The 15,970-nt window shown below is 72.5% G+C and carries 15 protein-coding genes; 10 read left to right on the top strand and 5 right to left on the bottom strand.

The genetic code is table 11. The features are described from left to right. Window positions 1–129: 129 nt before the first annotated feature. The gene (locus tag ABZT03_RS39610) at window positions 130–1,326 is read right to left on the bottom strand and encodes a serine hydrolase domain-containing protein (protein WP_356048441.1); all 1,197 of its coding nucleotides are present in this window, start codon (window positions 1,324–1,326) and stop codon (window positions 130–132) included. Window positions 1,327–1,642: 316 nt separating this feature from the next. Here ABZT03_RS39610 and ABZT03_RS39615 point away from each other — a divergent pair, with 316 nt between their 5' ends. Next, entirely contained in the window at window positions 1,643–2,764 is a 1,122-nt protein-coding gene (locus ABZT03_RS39615; protein WP_356048443.1) for a glycosyl hydrolase 53 family protein, read from the top strand. Between the two features lie 72 nt (window positions 2,765–2,836). On the opposite strand, the gene ABZT03_RS39620 is transcribed toward ABZT03_RS39615, so the two are convergent. Next, window positions 2,837–3,733, bottom strand: a complete 897-nt coding sequence (locus ABZT03_RS39620; RefSeq protein ID WP_356048445.1) for an SDR family oxidoreductase — start codon at window positions 3,731–3,733, stop codon at window positions 2,837–2,839. A gap of 93 nt (window positions 3,734–3,826) precedes the next feature. Further along, entirely contained in the window at window positions 3,827–4,282 is a 456-nt protein-coding gene (locus ABZT03_RS39625) for a hypothetical protein (RefSeq protein ID WP_356048446.1), read from the bottom strand. A 502-nt stretch (window positions 4,283–4,784) separates the two neighbouring features. On the opposite strand from ABZT03_RS39625, the gene ABZT03_RS39630 reads away from it, so the two are divergent. The 3 genes from ABZT03_RS39630 to ABZT03_RS39640 are packed head-to-tail and all read left to right on the top strand — an operon-like array spanning window position 4,785 to window position 6,390. Next, window positions 4,785–5,384 carry a sulfite oxidase-like oxidoreductase gene (locus ABZT03_RS39630; RefSeq protein WP_356048448.1) on the top strand — a complete coding sequence of 200 codons (600 nt, stop codon included), beginning with the start codon at window positions 4,785–4,787 and terminating at the stop codon, window positions 5,382–5,384. Window positions 5,385–5,386: 2 nt separating this feature from the next. Next, window positions 5,387–6,097, top strand: a complete 711-nt coding sequence (locus ABZT03_RS39635) for an FAD-binding oxidoreductase (RefSeq protein WP_356048449.1) — start codon at window positions 5,387–5,389, stop codon at window positions 6,095–6,097. A 20-nt stretch (window positions 6,098–6,117) separates the two neighbouring features. Continuing rightward, entirely contained in the window at window positions 6,118–6,390 is a 273-nt protein-coding gene (locus ABZT03_RS39640) for a DUF6510 family protein (protein WP_356048451.1), read from the top strand. Window positions 6,391–6,473: 83 nt separating this feature from the next. On the opposite strand, the gene ABZT03_RS39645 is transcribed toward ABZT03_RS39640, so the two are convergent. Next, a complete protein-coding gene (locus ABZT03_RS39645; protein ID WP_356048453.1) occupies window positions 6,474–6,791 on the bottom strand; it encodes a hypothetical protein in 318 nt (105 codons plus the stop codon). Between the two features lie 424 nt (window positions 6,792–7,215). Here ABZT03_RS39645 and ABZT03_RS39650 point away from each other — a divergent pair, with 424 nt between their 5' ends. The 3 genes from ABZT03_RS39650 (at window position 7,216) to ABZT03_RS39660 (ending at window position 12,506) form a co-directional block, all read left to right on the top strand. Further along, window positions 7,216–8,382: a M23 family metallopeptidase gene (locus ABZT03_RS39650; RefSeq protein ID WP_356048455.1), complete on the top strand. Its 1,167-nt coding sequence runs from the start codon at window positions 7,216–7,218 to the stop codon at window positions 8,380–8,382. 314 nt (window positions 8,383–8,696) lie between these two features. Then, on the top strand, window positions 8,697–9,830 hold the full coding sequence (locus tag ABZT03_RS39655; protein WP_356048457.1) for a PP2C family protein-serine/threonine phosphatase: 1,134 nt from the start codon (window positions 8,697–8,699) through the stop codon (window positions 9,828–9,830). Window positions 9,831–10,232: 402 nt separating this feature from the next. Next, window positions 10,233–12,506 (top strand): M4 family metallopeptidase, encoded by a 2,274-nt coding sequence (locus tag ABZT03_RS39660; RefSeq protein WP_356048459.1) that lies wholly within the window; start codon window positions 10,233–10,235, stop codon window positions 12,504–12,506. A 149-nt stretch (window positions 12,507–12,655) separates the two neighbouring features. Here the strand turns inward: ABZT03_RS39660 and ABZT03_RS39665 are convergent, their stop codons facing one another. Further along, window positions 12,656–12,946, bottom strand: a complete 291-nt coding sequence (locus ABZT03_RS39665) for a zinc-ribbon domain-containing protein (RefSeq protein ID WP_356048461.1) — start codon at window positions 12,944–12,946, stop codon at window positions 12,656–12,658. A 266-nt stretch (window positions 12,947–13,212) separates the two neighbouring features. On the opposite strand from ABZT03_RS39665, the gene ABZT03_RS39670 reads away from it, so the two are divergent. The 3 genes from ABZT03_RS39670 to ABZT03_RS39680 all read left to right on the top strand — a co-directional run bounded on the left by ABZT03_RS39670 (window position 13,213) and on the right by ABZT03_RS39680 (window position 15,858). Further along, window positions 13,213–13,779 (top strand): GNAT family protein, encoded by a 567-nt coding sequence (locus ABZT03_RS39670; protein WP_356048463.1) that lies wholly within the window; start codon window positions 13,213–13,215, stop codon window positions 13,777–13,779. A 290-nt stretch (window positions 13,780–14,069) separates the two neighbouring features. Next, window positions 14,070–14,498 (top strand): VOC family protein, encoded by a 429-nt coding sequence (locus ABZT03_RS39675; protein ID WP_356048464.1) that lies wholly within the window; start codon window positions 14,070–14,072, stop codon window positions 14,496–14,498. Between the two features lie 196 nt (window positions 14,499–14,694). Further along, a complete protein-coding gene (locus ABZT03_RS39680; RefSeq protein WP_356048466.1) occupies window positions 14,695–15,858 on the top strand; it encodes a S1 family peptidase in 1,164 nt (387 codons plus the stop codon). Window positions 15,859–15,970 lie beyond the last annotated feature (112 nt).

Consider the following 15,970-nt stretch of genomic DNA (forward strand, 5'->3'; position numbering starts at 1 on the left):
GGCAGGTGCGGGGGCGCCGCAGCCGCGCGCGGGGGAGCGCCCGCCGCGGGGGGGGGGTGGGGCGGCCCCCCCCGCGACCCGGCGTTGCCACGACCCGCGGACGTACCGTCGCCGCAGGTCGTCGCCGTGTCAGTCCGCGAGCGGATGGCCGGGGGACAGCAGCTCCGCGATCCGCTCGGTGATCGTCTGGGCGGTGTTGCCGCCCGGGGCGTCAGGTCCCACGGTCGTCGACACCGCGATGGTCAGACGCTGCTGCGGTTCGTAGGCCATCTCGGCCGCGTAGCCGAAGAAGGACGGGTTCTGCAGCACCCAGCCGTTCTTGACGATGACACCGAGACCGAAGTGGAACTTCTCGGTCATCGGCAGGCAGACCGTGGCGGGACAGTTCTTCGTCGCATGCCCGAGGCCGATCGTGCCCGGGTTCAGCTGGGTGCGGAAGGCGCGCCGGGAGAGCAGTTCACCGGATCCCATGGCCTGCCCGGAGCGGGCGAGGTCGCAGATGTCGGTGGTCAGGACCGCGCCGGGGGCGGTGGTCCAGGACGGGTTGAAGTAGGTGGACTCCTCGTACAGGCCGCGTTCGGAGTCGTAGGCGTGCAGGACGGGCGGCGGGATGAGCGCGGTGTTGTTGTCGCGCGTGTTGCGCAGTCCCAGGGGATGGATGACTCGTTCGTCCAGGAGCCGTTCGAGGGGGGTGCCGGTGATCTCCTCCAGGGCGCGGCCGAGGAGGACGAAGTTGGCGTGCGAGTAGCTCCAGTTGGTGCCGGGCTCGTACCACAGCGGGTGGCGGGTGGAGATGCCGACCAGTTCCTCGGGGGTCCAGTGCTGCCACGGGTCGGCGTAGAGCTTCTTGAGGAACACCGGGTCGGTGACGTAGTCGTGCAGGCCCGAGGTGGAGTCGCCGAGCATGCGCAGGGTGATCTCGTCGGCGTGCGGCAGGTCGGGCAGCCAGCGGGCGACGGGCTCGTCGAGGTCCACCTTGTGCTCTTCGACCAGTTGGAGCAGTACGGTGCCGAGGTAGGCGATGCCGACGGAGCCGGCGCGGAAGTGCATGGCGGGGGTGGCGGGCACGTCCGTCAGGGACTCGCCGACCGCTCCGGTGACGACTTCCTGGCCGTCGACGGTGACCCGGACGAGAGCGGCTTTCAGGTCGAGGTCCCGGCGGGCCTCGCGGACGATGTCGAGGACCTGTCGGGCCTGGTCCCCCGGGTGCCTGGTGGCGGCGCACGCCTCGTCGCGGGAGCCGGGGGCGGCGGTCGCGGCGGTGGTCTGCAGGGTGGCGGCGAGGAGGGCGGCGGCGCAGAGCACAGCCGTGCGGGTACGCGTCATACGGGCACTATGCGGCCGCCTTGCACACAGCCCCGGCGGCAACACTCCGATCGAAACCACCCCCGACCCGTACGGCGGAAGCCTGCCGTCAGGTGAGGGAAACCGGTGGCCGCGACTGTACCGACCTGTGCCATTTTCTGTGCACGTACCCAAAACACAGTTCAGCGGTATCACGCAGTACACCAGCCGGAAATGCAGCCGACACATCTATTTACAGCCCCTCATGCCACTTCTACTGTGAACGTTCACGGATACCCGCATGCACATGCCAGACCATCGGTCCGGCATGGCACCGTCTCGATCGAAGGAGGTCGGGATGCCCTTCAGCCGTCCGGGCCGCACAGTCAAGGCCGCTCTGCTCCTGGCCGCGGTCGCCCTGCCCGCGTCCCTGCTCACCACACCCACGCCCGCCTCGGCCGCCGGCACGCTCAGCATGCTCGGCGCCGACGTCTCGACCGCGCAGCGAGCCCTCGACCTGGGGGCCAAGTACTACGACGCGAGCGGCACCGCCAAGGACCCGCTCGACATCCTCAAGGGCCTCGGCGTCAACTACGTCCGGCTGCGCGTCTGGAACAACCCGGCCAGCGGCTACAACAACAAGGCCAAGGTGCTGGCGTACGCGAAACAGGTCAAGGCCAAGGGGCTCAAGCTGCTGGTCGACTTCCACTACTCGGACACCTGGGCGGACCCGGGCAACCAGAAGAAACCCGCGGCCTGGTCCGGCCACGGCATCGGCCAACTGCAGACCGACGTCTACGACTACACCTACGACGTCTGCACGAGCCTCAAGTCCCAGGGCACGACCCCGGACAGCGTGCAGATCGGCAACGAGATCAACGTGGGCATGCTGTGGGACGAGGGAAAGGTCGTCAACAACGACTTCACCAACGTCAGCCTGCTCCTCAAGTCCGGCTACAACGCGACCAAGGCCTGCAACAGCGGCACCCAGGTGATCGTCCACACGGCCAACTCGGACAGCGACGCCCACGCCCGCTGGTTCTACGACGGCATCAAGGCCAAAGGCGTCAGCTGGGACGTCACGGGACTGTCCTACTACTGCCCGTGGCACGGCACCCTCGCCAACATGGGCGGCGTCGTGTCCGACATGAAGTCCCGCTACGGCAAGGACGTCGTCATCGCCGAGACCGCCTACCCGTTCACCTCGGCCAACGCGGACAGCACCAGCAACTCGGTCACCTCCGGCTGCTCCGGCTACCCGCTCAGCTGGCAGGGACAGGCCGACAACTTCGCCGCCGTGCAGAACACCGCCCGCAGCTCCGGCGCGATCGGCGTCTTCTACTGGGAGCCCACCTGGTACGCGGTCACCGGCAACGGCTGGGACCCCGCCGACATCGCGGGCAGCGGGAACGGCTGGGACAACATGGCCATCTTCAACTGGACCGGTCAGGTCAACCCGAACATCAGGTGGACCCCGTGACACCCCGCCAGGCCCCGCCCGGGTAGGGCGGCCTCCGCCGCACCGCGCGGCGAGCACCCGGCGGCGTACGCCTCACTCGGGGCGGGATCCCGTGCGCCGCCGGGTCGCCGCCCGGTCGGCCCGGCCGCCGGCACCCAGCAGGCCGGAGGAACGCAACGGCTCCCCGCCCGGGAGGCGGGACAGCTCGCGGCGGGACACCCGCAGCACCACCGGAGGCACTGCGGCGCGCGCCGCCTGCACCAGACGCAGCCAGGCCGGGAGGTACACGGCGGTGCTCCGGCTCTCCACGGCACGCGCCAGCCGCTCGGCGACCACCTCCACCCGGCTGACCCGCCGGGTGAGCGCGGGCATGTGGCCCCGCAGCTCGCTCAGCGCCGGGAACCGGTCGGCGTCGCGGATCATGTCGGTGCCGGTCCAGTTGAGGTAGGCGATACCGACCGCGACCCCCTGGTGCGCCACCCCGGCCCGCAGGGCGTGGGTGAACGCCTCGACGCCGGCCTTCGAGGCACAGTAGGCGCTCATCATCGGTACGGCGCCGATCGCCGCCAGCGAGGCGATCTGCAGGTGGTAGCCGGCCGTCGCCACCAGGTCCGGCAGGAACGCCCGGGCCGTCTGCGCGCTCCCGGTCAGGTTCACGTCGATCACCCGGCGCCAGGTCGCGGGCTCCGTCAGGGCGAAGGGACCGCCCTCGGCGATGCCCGCGTTCGCCACGACCACCGACGGACGGCCGAGCCGGCTCCGGACGGTCTTGGCGGCCTCGCTCAGCGCCGCGTAGTCGCTGACGTCGACGTCGAGGGCCAGCGCCGCGTTCGGCAGCGCGGCGGCCGTCCTCTCCAGCGCCGGACCGTCGTGGTCGAGCAGCGCCAACCGTGCGCCGCGCCGATCGAGTTCCCTCGCCAAGGCCGCTCCCACGCCGCGTGCCGCCCCGGTCACCACGACGACGCGGCCTTCCAGCGGACTGTCACCCACGGGCTCGTCCCTTCTCGCTTGCGCCTACGGCGCGAGCGCTCCGTGGTCCGGTCGCCCGCCCGCCGTCGTCCCGCCGGTCCCGGGCGCCGCCGCTCATGGGCGGGGCTCGGGAGGGACGTCGGGGCGGGCGGTGTGATCGGGGTGGCCGACGGTGCGCCGGGACTCCTTCATCTCCGCCTCGTACAGGTGGTCGCGGCCCTGCGCCAACTGGTCCACGGCGTCCCGCTCCAGGTTCCGGAAGGGCTGGTGGTAGGTGTCGTCGTACGCCTCGACGATCTGGAAGGTCCAGTGCCCCGGGATGACGTTGCGGCCCAGGATCTCCGTCTGCACCCGCTCGGCCCACTCCTCGTGGCCCGCCTTGCGCAACAGCTCGACCGCCCGGTCCAGTTCGAGGTCCGCGGTGCCGGTCAGCTGGTGGAATCCGTAGAGGTGACCCCTGGCTCGCTCGGTGGTCTCCAGCGCCTTGGACAGCGCCCCGAGTGCCTCCACGGTCTCGTCGCTGACCCCTTCGGGGCGCCGGTGGTCCCGGTCCGGGCCGTACTGCTGCATGTTCGTGTTCCTTTCCGTGCCGAAGCCGTCCCCGAGCCGGTGGCGGGGCGGCGGGGGCGACAGCGGGCCGGGCTTCGCGAGCCCCCTCCGCCGGAGCGGGCGGGAGGCGGGGCGGGCCCGGGTGCCGGTGCGACCGGCCGACGCCGCACCCGCCCCGCCTCACCTCCCGACCACACTGCCGCGCCTCACCGCCAAGTGCCCACTCCGGTGTGGACCAACCGGGCCGGTCGGCGCGCCCCGCACCGGCAGCGCGCCCCGCACGATTCGGCGCGCCGAATCCTGCCCGTGGCCGGGAGTGCACCGGGGGACCAGTGGCGGTGCGCGGGCGGGCCATCCGCGGGGCCCCGCGCCGGTTAGCGTGTCGACGCCGAGGACCGGGAACGGCGACGGCGCCCCCGGTCCCGCGCGCAGGGCAACCGACTGGTGAACAGGCCCCCCGCGCCCGACACTGACTGGTGGACCTTCGCACGCATCCCGTCAGACGTGCTCAGGAGATGACGCCGTGAACACCTTCTCCCCCGGCTTCCAGGGGCGCGGCCGCCGTGCGGCTGAAAAGCTGCCGCCCGGCCAGTACCCGACCGAGTCGTTCCCCGTGCTGTCGGCCGGCCCCACGCCCCGGATCGAGGCCGACACCTGGGAGTTCACCGTGACCACGGAACTCGGCGAGAGACACGCCTGGACGTGGGACGAGATGATGGCGCTGCCCCAGCAGGAGACGGTGCACGACATCCACTGCGTGACCCGCTGGTCGAAGTTCGACACCCGGTGGCGCGGCGTTCCGCTCGACGCCTTCTTCGAGAACGTCGAGACGGCGGCCGACCACGTCGTCGTCAGCAGCTACGGCGGCTACACCACGAACCTCCCGCTGGAGGACCTCCTCGACGGCCAGGCCTGGATCGTCCACACCTACGACGACCACCCCCTCTCCCCCGAACACGGCGGCCCGGCCCGCCTGCTCGTACCCCACCTGTACTTCTGGAAGTCCGCGAAGTGGGTGCGGGGGCTGCGCCTCACGGACGACGACGAGCCCGGTTTCTGGGAGAGCGTCGGCTACCACAACTACGGCGATCCATGGCGTGAGCAGCGGAACTGGGGCGACTGATCATGGCCGTCAGCTGGCGCAGGGCACAGCTCGTCGAACGCCGTCCGCAGAGCGCCACCGCACGCACCCTCGTCTTCGACGTCCCCGGCTGGCCCGGCCACCTGCCCGGCCAGCACGTCGACGTGCGCCTCACCGCCGACGACGGCTACCAGGCCGTCCGCAGCTACTCCCTGGCCGCGCCCACCGACGGCGACCGGATCGAGCTGGGCGTGCAGGGCGTGCCGGGGGGCGAGGTCTCGCCGTATCTCGCCGACGCCCTGCCGACCGGCACCGACGTCGAGGTCAGGGGGCCGCTCGGCAACTGGTTCGTCTGGCGGCCCAGCACGGGTGAACCGGCTCTTCTGGTGGCGGGCGGTGCGGGGATCGTCCCCCTCGCGGCGATGATCCGGGCCCATCGCGAAGCCGCCTCGGACGCCCCTCTGAGTCTGGTGTACTCCGTGCGCGGCGAGGACGACGTCTGGTACCGCGACCACCTCGGCCCCGGGCATCCGGGCCTCGACGTCCGCGTGCTGTACACCCGCGAGCCCCCGCCGGGCAGCACCCGCGAGCCCGCCCGTGTCACCGCCGCCGACCTGGCGGACCCGGCGGCCCGGCTCGGCCCGTCCGCGCCGGTCTACGTGTGCGGTCCCACGGGTTTCGTCGAGACCGCCGCCGACCTCCTGACCGGCCTGGGCCGGGACCCGGCCACCATCCGCACCGAACGCTTCGGCTGACCCACCCATCGGAGGACCTCGTGGCCGACACCACCGCCCACCTGGACGGCAACTGCCTCGCCGGACCGCTCTCGGAGATCCTCGCCGTGGAGCCCACCGCCGCCTGGTGGCGCTGCCCCGAGTGCACCCGCTCCGGCCCCCTCGCCGACCTGCACGTCTACGGCCCCGAGCCCGGCCTCACGGCCCGCTGCCCCGGCTGCGCCCACGTCGCCCTGCGCCTGGTCAGGGAGGACGGCCACATCTGGCTGTCCATGGGCGGCAGCACGGGGGCGTTCCGGTTCGCGGTGGGGTGAGCGTGGACTCGGCGAGCCGGAAGACCGCGTTCATGGTGCGGTGAGCGCGGAGTCGGTGAACCGGGAGACCGCTCGGGTGGGCGTCAGAACTCGCTGTCGATGCCGGTGACGATCGCCGCTCCCAGCGGGGCGTCCGCCTCGCTGACGCCGCTGTCGCGCAGTGCCGTGGACACCAGCCGCACGGCTTCGCTCTCGGCCCCCGACTGGTCCGCGGCCTCGACCTCCACGCGGGCCACGAACATGCCGTCCTCGTCGACCGTCAGCAGGCTCAGTTCCTCGCTCTCGCCCAGGTCCGTGTTCTTCGGGTCCTGGGGGCGCAGGCTGCGCTTGATGTCGGAGCAGGTGTCCTCGGAGATGCCGTGGACGAACGTGCCGGGCACGGTGATGACGAACGTGGTCACAGGGACTCCTTCCGCGGGTCCGCCGGACGCCGGCTGCGGCGCGGGCGGACGGGTCATGATCCGTACGGGCCGGGAGACGGTCGGCCGGCCGTGCGGCGCCGGGTCGGCCGGCGCCCGCGCCGGCACGGCATGCCCTCCTGACGATCCTCCACCGGCTACCGGCTCGCACCCGATGCGCCTGCCCCGCCTTCGCCCGGGAATGCCGACCCGATCATGTGCGGCGCGCCGGACAGGTGGGTGAACGTCGCCGCGACGCGCCGGAACGGACACGCGCTCTGCCCGTTCGGGCAGGCCACCGTGCCTCGGCGCCCGGTGGATCCGCGGCGGTACAACGCTACCGTCCGCCCGTGAGCACCTTGTTTCCGCGGGAACCGGTACCGGCGTCCGGACGCGTCGCAGCGCACGGAGTCCTCGGAGTCCCCAGGTGACCGAGTCCCGACCGGACGCGAGGCAGGCGGCGGACCCCGAGGCATCGCACCGGCAGGATGCGGACCGGGACCCCGGGGAGCCGGAGCAGGCGCGAGCGGCAGGGTCGTCCGCACGGGCCGGGAAACGCGGCCGGCGCGGCCCCGGACTCTTCACGCTGCTGGTTCTGCCGGGTCTCACCGCCCTGGTCGGGGTGTCCGGTTACCTCGCCCTGACCGGCGGCCTGTCCACCATCTGGCCGCAGGAGACCGATTCCGGGCCCGCTGCCGCCGCCCACCTCGACCCCTCCTACCTTCCGTGGCTGCGCAAGGCGGCCTCGGCCTGCACGGTGGTCACGCCGTCGCTGCTCGCCGCGCAGATCGACCAGCTCTCCGGCTGGCACGACGGCGACGGACGGCTGTCGGGAGAGAAGGGCATCGCCGGGTTCACGGACGCCCGGTGGCGGACCTGGGGCAAGGACGACGACGGCAACGGGCACGCCTCGCCCCGCGATCCGGCGGACGCCATCATGGCCCTCGGCCGGCAGGACTGCTCACTCGCCGGGAAGGTGACCGACCTCAGGACCGACGGCACCGTCAACGGGGACCTCGTGGACCTCACCCTCGCCGCCTACGCGCAGGGAACGGGAGCGGTCATCGAGGCGGGCCGCGTGCCACCCGACGCGCGTGTCTACGTCACCGAGGTGAAGGCCCTGCTGCCGCGCTACCGGGCCGCCGACCAGGAGACGTCCGGCGGCGGCACCGCGACGGCGACGGGCGGTGTGCTGGTCGCGCCGCTGAACGCTCTCACCGTCACCTCGCCCTTCGGGTCCCGCGTGCACCCGCTGACCGGGGTGACCAAGCTGCACACCGGGGTCGACTTCGCCGCGGCCCAGGGCACGCGGGTGACCGCCGCCGCGCCGGGCCGTGTGGTGTTCGCCGCGCTGACCAAGGCGTACGGCAACCGGGTCGTCGTCGACCACGGCACCGTCGGCGGCAGACGCCTGGAGACGACCTACAGCCATCTGTCGGCCCTCCAGGTCACCGTCGGCCAGGCGGTGCAGGCCGGCACCCCGATCGGCCTGGCCGGGTCCACCGGTCTGTCCACAGGCCCCCACCTGCACTTCGAGGTCATCTACGACGGGCGCTACACCGACCCGCTGCCCTGGCTCTCGCCCGGCCGATGACCGGCGGCGGCCGGCGAGCGGCCCCGCCGGACATGCCGCTGACCGGAGCAATGACCGGCACGCCGTGGCGCGGCACCGGAGGCTGGACCTCTTGCCAGGATCCGGTGCCGGGAGTTCCGTGTGTGCAGGTTGCCTCAGCCGAGCCGTCAGGCGTGTCGACCGCTCCCGGACCCCGCGTCGCCACGCCTGACCGGCCCGCCGGTGCCGCCGTGCGGGAGCGGTCGGTGAGGCGGCGCGGCCGGGGCACCGGGGGCGGCCGCCGTGCGGAAGGGCCGGGCGGGAACGGCCTGGCACTCCCGGCCCCACCCCGCTGGATGCGCTGGCTTCCCGTTCTCTACGTCGCCGCCGTCCTGGTGATCGAACCCCTGACGCCCGTCGAGTGGCCGGTGAGCTTCCTCCTGGTCGCGCTCCCGCTGGTGGCCGCGTTCGCCCACGGGCTGATGGCCGTGGCCGGAATCACCGTGTTCTCCGTCGGGTTCGAGGGGGTCCTGGCGGGCACCCCGTGCTGCGCGGGACGCTCCGTCGGCTACCTGTGGGACCGCAACTACGTCGCCGCGTACTGCTGCACCGTCCTGGTCGGCGCCCTGGCGGCGATCCTGGCCGCCCACCGCACCCGCCGCGAACGCACGCTCGCCACCGTGCGGTTCGTGGCCGACATCGCGCAGCGCGTCCTGCTGAGCCCCATCCCGCACCGCGTCGGCACCATCGAGCTGGAGAGCCTGTACCTGTCCGCCGCGGCGGAGGCGCACATCGGCGGTGACCTCTACGAGGCGGTACCGACTCGGCACGGCGTACGTCTGCTGATCGGTGACGTCCGGGGCAAGGGTCTGCTCGCGGTGGAGACCGCGGCGGCCCTGGTCGGCGCGTTCCGCGAGGCCGCACACGACGAGCGCGACCTTCCCGCCCTGGCCGGGCGGGTGGAGACCAGCATGAACCGCCGGGCGGCGCAGCTGCCCGGCAGCGAGATCGGCGAGCGTTTCGTCACCGCGGTGTTCGCGGAGATCATCGGCGAGGCCCGCGTCCTGCGGATCGTCAACTGCGGGCATCCGCCGCCGCTGCTCCTACGCTCCGGCCAGGTGTGGGAGCTGGACGCGACCCGGCCCGCGCCGCCGCTCAATCTCGGGGTGCTCGTCGGGGAGCCGTACCACGTCGACGAGCACACCTTCCTGGTCGGCGACCAGTTGCTGCTCTACACCGACGGCGTCACCGAGGCCCGCGATCCGGGCGGCTCCTTCTACCCGTTCGTGGAGCGCGTCCGGTCCTGGGGGCCGCTGCCGCCCCGGGAGCTGCTGGACCGCCTGCACGCGGACCTGCTCGCCTACAGCCGCGGCCGGCTGCACGACGACACCGCGGCCCTCCTCGCGTGTCTGCTCCCGGACGCCGGGCCGACGGGTCCCGGGCCCGTTCCCCCGCTGCGGCGGCGGACCGGTGAGGAACACCGCGGCTGAGCCGGCGGGCACGCGCGTCGCCGTAGCCGTGCCTTCCGTGCTCGTGCTCCCGGCTTCGGCCGGAAACCTCTCCTCCGGGTGATGAACTCCCAGTACGCAATGGTCAGTTCAAGCCGTTGTGTTGTCACATCCATGACAACCCTGTGTGCAGGATGTCACCCTTCTTGCGAACGTTCACCGATCGTTCACTCCCCCCACAGCACCTCACTCCTCCCCCACGTTCTCCCCCCACGTTTCACTCCCCCACCTCCCCCTGTCGCACGCCCTCGCCGCCGCGGACTCCCGCGCCGGGCGGCCCGTGCGGCGTTCCCTTCCGTTCAGCGAACCCGGACCGGCCGCATCCCGCCGGCCCGCCCCACCGGCCTGCACCCCCGGGCCGGTCCGTCGCAGAAGGAGAAGACCTTGCCCCAGCCCCGCCGCAGCACCCACCGGCTCAGATACACCACGGCCCTCGCCCTCACCACCGCCACCACCCTGATGACCGTCGCCCTGCAGAGCGGCAGCGCCTCCGGCGCGCCGGCGGACCCCGGCGGCCCGGCCCGGATCAGCGCCCACCCCCGAGCCGGCGCCGCCCCCGCCGCGATGTCGCCGGCCAGGCGCACCGCCCTGCTGAAGAAGGCGAAGGCGGCCGCGGCCGGCACCGCGCGGCGACTCGACCTCGGCGCGGGAGAGAAGCTCCTGGTCAAGGACGTCGTCCAGGACGCCGACGGCACCACGCACACCCGCTACGACCGTACCTACGACGGCCTGCCCGTCCTCGGCGGCGACCTCGTGGTGCACGTCGACGACGGCAGGACCACGGTCTCCACGGCGACCGACAAGGACCTCGCGGTCCCGTCCACCAAGGCGCGGGTGAGTGCCGCCACCGCCCGGAGCAAGGCGCTCGCCACCGCGACGAAGGCCGACGCCGCGCGGGCCCGCGTCGGTGAGGCACCCCGGCTCGTCGTGTGGGCCGTCGCCACCGAACCGGTCCTGGCCTGGGAGACCGTGGTCGACGGCGTCCAGCGGGACGGCACACCGAGCGAACTCCACGTCGTCACCGACGCGGCGTCCGGCAAGACGCTCCAGAAGTACGAGGGCGTGGACACCGGAACGGGCACCGGACAGTTCAGCGGACCGGTTCCGCTGAGCACCACGCTGTCGGGCTCGACGTACCAGCTCGTCGACGGCGACCGGGCCGGTCACCGCACGTACGACCTGAACCAGGGCACCTCCGGCACCGGCACGCTGTTCACCGACGACAACGATGTCTGGGGCGACGGCAGTCAGGCCGACCGGCAGACCGCCGGCGTCGACGTGGCCTACGGCGCGGCGGCGACCTGGGACTACTACAAGGACGTGCACGGCCGCAACGGCATCCGCAACGACGGCGTCGCCGCCTACAGCCGCGCCCACTACGGCAGCAACTACGTGAACGCCTTCTGGTCCGACAGCTGCTTCTGCATGACGTACGGCGACGGGTCGGGCAACACGCACCCGCTGACCTCGCTCGACGTGGCCGCGCACGAGATGAGCCACGGCGTCACCAGCGCGACCGCGGGCCTGACGTACTCGGGCGAGTCCGGCGGCCTCAACGAGGCGACCTCGGACATCTTCGCCGCCGCCGTGGAGTTCCACGCCGACCTGCCGGCCGACGTCCCCGACTACCTCGTCGGCGAGAAGATCGACATCAACGGCGACGGCACCCCGCTGCGTTACATGGACAAGCCCTCCAGGGACGGCGCCTCCCGCGACTACTGGAGCTCCACCCTCGGCAGCGTCGACGTCCACTACTCCTCGGGCCCCGCGAACCACTTCTTCTACCTGCTCTCGGAGGGCAGCGGCGCCAAGACCGTCAACGGGGTCTCCTACGACAGCCCGACCTTCGACGGCGCACCGGTCACCGGCATAGGCATCGGCAACGCCGAACGCATCTGGTACCGGGCGCTGACGACGTACATGACCTCGTCGACCAACTACGCCGGGGCGCGCGTCGCCACGCTCCAAGCCGCCGCCGACCTCTTCGGGGCGTACAGCGACACCTACCTCGCCGTCGCCGGCGCCTGGGCCGCCATCGACGTCGGCGACCGGATCGCGCTGGGCGTCAACGTCGCCCCCCTCGCCGACCAGACCAGCGGGGTGGGCCAGGAAGTCGCCCTCCAGGTCGACGCGTACACCACGAACGCCGACGCCACCCTCACCTATGACGCGGCCGGTCTGCCCGACGGCCTGAGCATCGACGGACAGGGCCGGATCTCGGGGGTCCCGACGACCGCCGGGACCAGTGCCGTCACCGTCACCGTCACCGACAGCACCGGCGCGTCCGTCACCACGGACTTCGACTGGCGGATCGCCTACGTCTACGCCAACTCCGCCCGGGTCGACATCCCCGACGCGGGAGCGGCCGTGGAGTCACCGATCACCATCACGGGCCGCCCCGGCAGCGCCTCCGCCACCACGCAGGTCTACGTCGACATCGTGCACACCTACCGCGGCGACCTGACCGTGGACCTGGTCGGCCCCGACGGGAGCGTGTACCCGCTCCTCAACCGCAGCGGCGGCTCGGCGGACAACGTCGACCAGACGTTCACCGTGAACGCCTCCGCCCAGCCCGTGGAGGGCACCTGGAAACTCCGGGTCCGGGACCTCGCGTCCATCGACGTGGGCTACATCCGGCAGTGGCAGCTGACGCCCTGACCACCGGCTGACCTGCCGACCGGCTGACCTGCTGACCGCACGACCCGTCGGCATCTTCCGGCGGCGTCCCCTCGCGGCGTCCGCCCGGACCGGCTCACGGTCCGGGCGGACGCGCGCGGCCGGACCCGGCCGGCCGTGCGCCGCGTCGGTCAGGACTGGTACGGCTGCTGCTGCGACTGGGTCTGGGGCTGACCGCCGAGGCCGCCGGCGGCCTGCGCCTGAAGCTGCTCGGCCTGCTCCCTGGTGATCTTCTGCTCGGCGCCGCAGAAGGTGCACTGCGTCGCGTACTTGGTCGAGATCGGGAACAGCGGCACGAAGAACAGCGTGAACTTCGTGACGCGCTTCCTGAGCGTGTGCGCGGACGGATTGCCGCACTGGCCGCACACCAGCGTCAGTATCGCGAGCTGGTACAGGTATCCCTTGGTGCCGAAGATGATCATTGTGTTGGTCCCTCCCGGATCAGTGCCTGTCCGTACCGGCCGGCGAGCGGCGCGGTGCGGTCAGGGACAGTCTCGTGCACAGCCGGCCGTGCTTCCGACCAGCCGGCGTCCGGCCGGTGTGCGCACGGCGGCGCCGACCGGGTCGGCGGTGCCAGGTGCGCGGGCGCGTGGGGTCGCCAACTGGCCCCGCGCGCAGGCCGATCACCCGGTTCGGCCAAGGCCCGGAAGGCGCCCGCGCCCGGGTCCATGACGTGATCGAATAGGGCATGGCATCGTTCTGGACCGGCACACGCGTACGCCTGCGGGGCATCGAGCCCGACGACTGGACGGCCTTCATGGGCTTCGCCGCGGACGAGGAGGGACTGGGCGATCTGCTCGGCCCGCCCCGCTCCGCCGAGAGTTTCCGCACCTGGGCGAAGGAGCGGTCCGTCGCCGGATCCGACGGCGACCGCTTCGCCCTGGTGATCGAGGCCCTCGGCACGGGCGAGGCGGTCGGTTCCGTCGGCGTCCACCACGCCGACGCGCGCGCGGGCTGGTTCGAGTACGGCGTCACCCTGGGCGCCGACCACCGTCGCAAGGGCTACGCGACCGAAGCGGTGGTGATGCTGCTGCGCTTCATGTTCGGTGAGCGACGCCAACACAAGTGCCAGGCCCGGGTGTTCGCCCACAACGAGGCCTCGCTGATCCTCCACCGGCGACTCGGCTTCGTGGAGGAGGGCCGCCTGCGGGACCAGGTGTTCTCCGCCGGCCGCCACCAGGACCTCGTGATGCTCGGCCTGCTCGCCGACGAGTTCACCCGGTCACACCCGCGGGGAGCGTCCGGCGAAGGGTGAGACCTGGCCGCCGCGTGCTCACCCCGTACGGGCGGGCTGACCGCCTCACCGGCCGCGGCCGGCCGGCCGGTTGGCGCGGCCTCGCGGGAAAGGGCGTTGCCCCGACCCGCGAGGGTCGTTAAGGTCGGCCGGGTGACTGCCGGGTCGGCCATGGGCCATTCACGAGTGAGGGTCCCGGCCTCGGCCTGAGCACGCGGCGGGCCCGAGGCCCGCCCCTCTCCCTGTCCTCGCCTCAGGCGCCGTATGCGCGCCCTCCCCTTGCGTTCACCAGACACGGAGAGAGCATCCTCATGCCCGACGACCAACTGACCGCGCGCGATTGCGCGCCGGCCGCGTCCACCGTCCAGCTCGACCACACCGCCGTCTACGCCACCGACCGTCACCGGTCGGCCGGGTTCCTCGCCGAGATCCTGGGCCTGGAGGTCGGCGTACCGTTCGGACCGTTCGTCCCCGTCGACCTCGGCAACGGCGTGACGCTCGACTACTACGAGAAGCGCGACGAGCCGATCCAGTCGCAGCACTACGCCTTCCTCGTGCCCGAGACGCGGTTCGACGTGATGATCGCCCGCCTGGAGGCGGCCGGAGTCACCTACTTCGCCGACCCGCGCCACACCCGGCCCGGCCGGGTCAACGACCTGTTCGGCGGCCGTGGCGCGTACTTCACCGACCCCGACGGCCACAACATGGAGATCCTCACCAGGACCTACGTCCGACCCTGAACCGGCCGGCGCCGCACAGCGCCGCTCCATGGCCCGCGCCGGGAACGTCCGGCGCGGGCCACGGCCGCCGACCTTGTCGCACCTTGGTATGGACCTGACAGGCAAGCGGGTCTACGCTCGCCCCAACCACGATGAGAGCGCTCTCAGAATGCGGTTGTTCCACCCCACCTCGTTGGAACGACGAAGGGCAACCCCTGTGAGACGAAACGGACTCAAGCGCGCCGGCCTCGCCGCCCTGCTCATGCTCGGCAGCTGGGCCACCGCGGGCACCCTGCCGGCCTCGGCCGGAGAACCCTCCCCCACCCGTGCCGCCGCCCCCGCGGCCTCGGCCGGCCTGATCGAGGCGATGCGACGGGACCTCGGGCTGTCACCGGCCGAGGCCGAGGCACGCCTCGCGGCCGAACACGCCGCCACCGCCCTGGAACCGAAGGCACGGCGCACCGCCGGAGCCGCCTACGGCGGGTCGTGGTTCGACGCCAGGAACGAGCGGCTGACCGTGGCCGTCACCTCCGGCGCCTCCGCCGCGACCGTACGGGCCGTCCGCTCCACCGGCGCCGCCGTCCGCACCGTGCGGCACAGCGCGCGCCGGCTCGACGAGACCAAGAACCGCCTGGACGGACTGACCGCGCCCGCCGGCGTGAGCGGCTGGCACGTCGACCCGGCGGCCAGCACGGTCGTCGTGGACGTCGTCGGCGACCGGCGCTCCGACAACGATGTCCAGGCGTTCGTCGCCCGTGCCCGCGCGGCCGGCCCCGTCACGGTGCGGACCGTCGGGTCCGTCCCGCGGACCCTCGCCGCGGGAACCGTCGGCGGCGACCCCTACTACACGGGCAACGTCCGCTGCTCCATAGGCTTCTCGGTGTACGGCGGCTTCGTCACCGCCGGACACTGCGGGCAGCCCGGGGCGGGGGTCAGCGGCTGGGACCACTCCTACGTCGGCGCCTTCCAGGGCTCGTCCTTCCCGGACAACGACTACGCCTGGGTCAGCGTGGGCAGCGGCTGGTGGACGGTGCCGGTCGTGCTCGGCTGGGGCACCGTGTCGGACCAGCTGGTGCGGGGTTCGGCCGAGGCACCGGTCGGCGCCTCGATCTGCCGCTCCGGTTCCACGTCGCACTGGCACTGCGGCACCGTGCTGGCCAAGAACGAGACCGTGAACTACAGCCAGGGCGCGGTGCACCAGATGACGAAGACCAACGTCTGCGCGGAGCCGGGTGACTCGGGCGGCTCCTTCATCAGCGGCGACCAGGCCCAGGGAGTCACCTCAGGGGGCTGGGGCAACTGCTCGTCCGGCGGGGAGACCTGGTTCCAGCCGGTCAACGAGATCCTCAACCGCTACGGCCTGACCCTGCACACGACCTGAGTCACCGCAGTTCCGGGGGTTCCGTCACGGCCGGCGGCCCCTCCTCCCGTGCGGTGCCCGCGGGCCGGGTCAGCCCTTCTTGAGCAGCAGCTCCGTGTTGCGGTCGCCGGCC

This window comes from Streptomyces sp. NPDC005574, assembly GCF_040605435.1.
GTDB lineage: Bacteria > Actinomycetota > Actinomycetes > Streptomycetales > Streptomycetaceae > Streptomyces.

Bases quoted from the DNA above. Each gene is read 5' to 3' on its own strand.
- ABZT03_RS39615 (WP_356048443.1), top strand. From the start codon at position 1,643: ATGCCCTTCAGCCGTCCGGGCCGCACAGTCAAGGCCGCTCTGCTCCTG.
- ABZT03_RS39610 (WP_356048441.1), bottom strand. From the start codon at position 1,326: ATGACGCGTACCCGCACGGCTGTGCTCTGCGCCGCCGCCCTCCTCGCC.
- ABZT03_RS39665 (WP_356048461.1), bottom strand. From the start codon at position 12,946: ATGATCATCTTCGGCACCAAGGGATACCTGTACCAGCTCGCGATACTG.
- ABZT03_RS39675 (WP_356048464.1), top strand. From the start codon at position 14,070: ATGCCCGACGACCAACTGACCGCGCGCGATTGCGCGCCGGCCGCGTCC.
- ABZT03_RS39655 (WP_356048457.1), top strand. From the start codon at position 8,697: ATGCGCTGGCTTCCCGTTCTCTACGTCGCCGCCGTCCTGGTGATCGAA.
- ABZT03_RS39625 (WP_356048446.1), bottom strand. From the start codon at position 4,282: ATGCAGCAGTACGGCCCGGACCGGGACCACCGGCGCCCCGAAGGGGTC.
- ABZT03_RS39670 (WP_356048463.1), top strand. From the start codon at position 13,213: ATGGCATCGTTCTGGACCGGCACACGCGTACGCCTGCGGGGCATCGAG.
- ABZT03_RS39635 (WP_356048449.1), top strand. From the start codon at position 5,387: ATGGCCGTCAGCTGGCGCAGGGCACAGCTCGTCGAACGCCGTCCGCAG.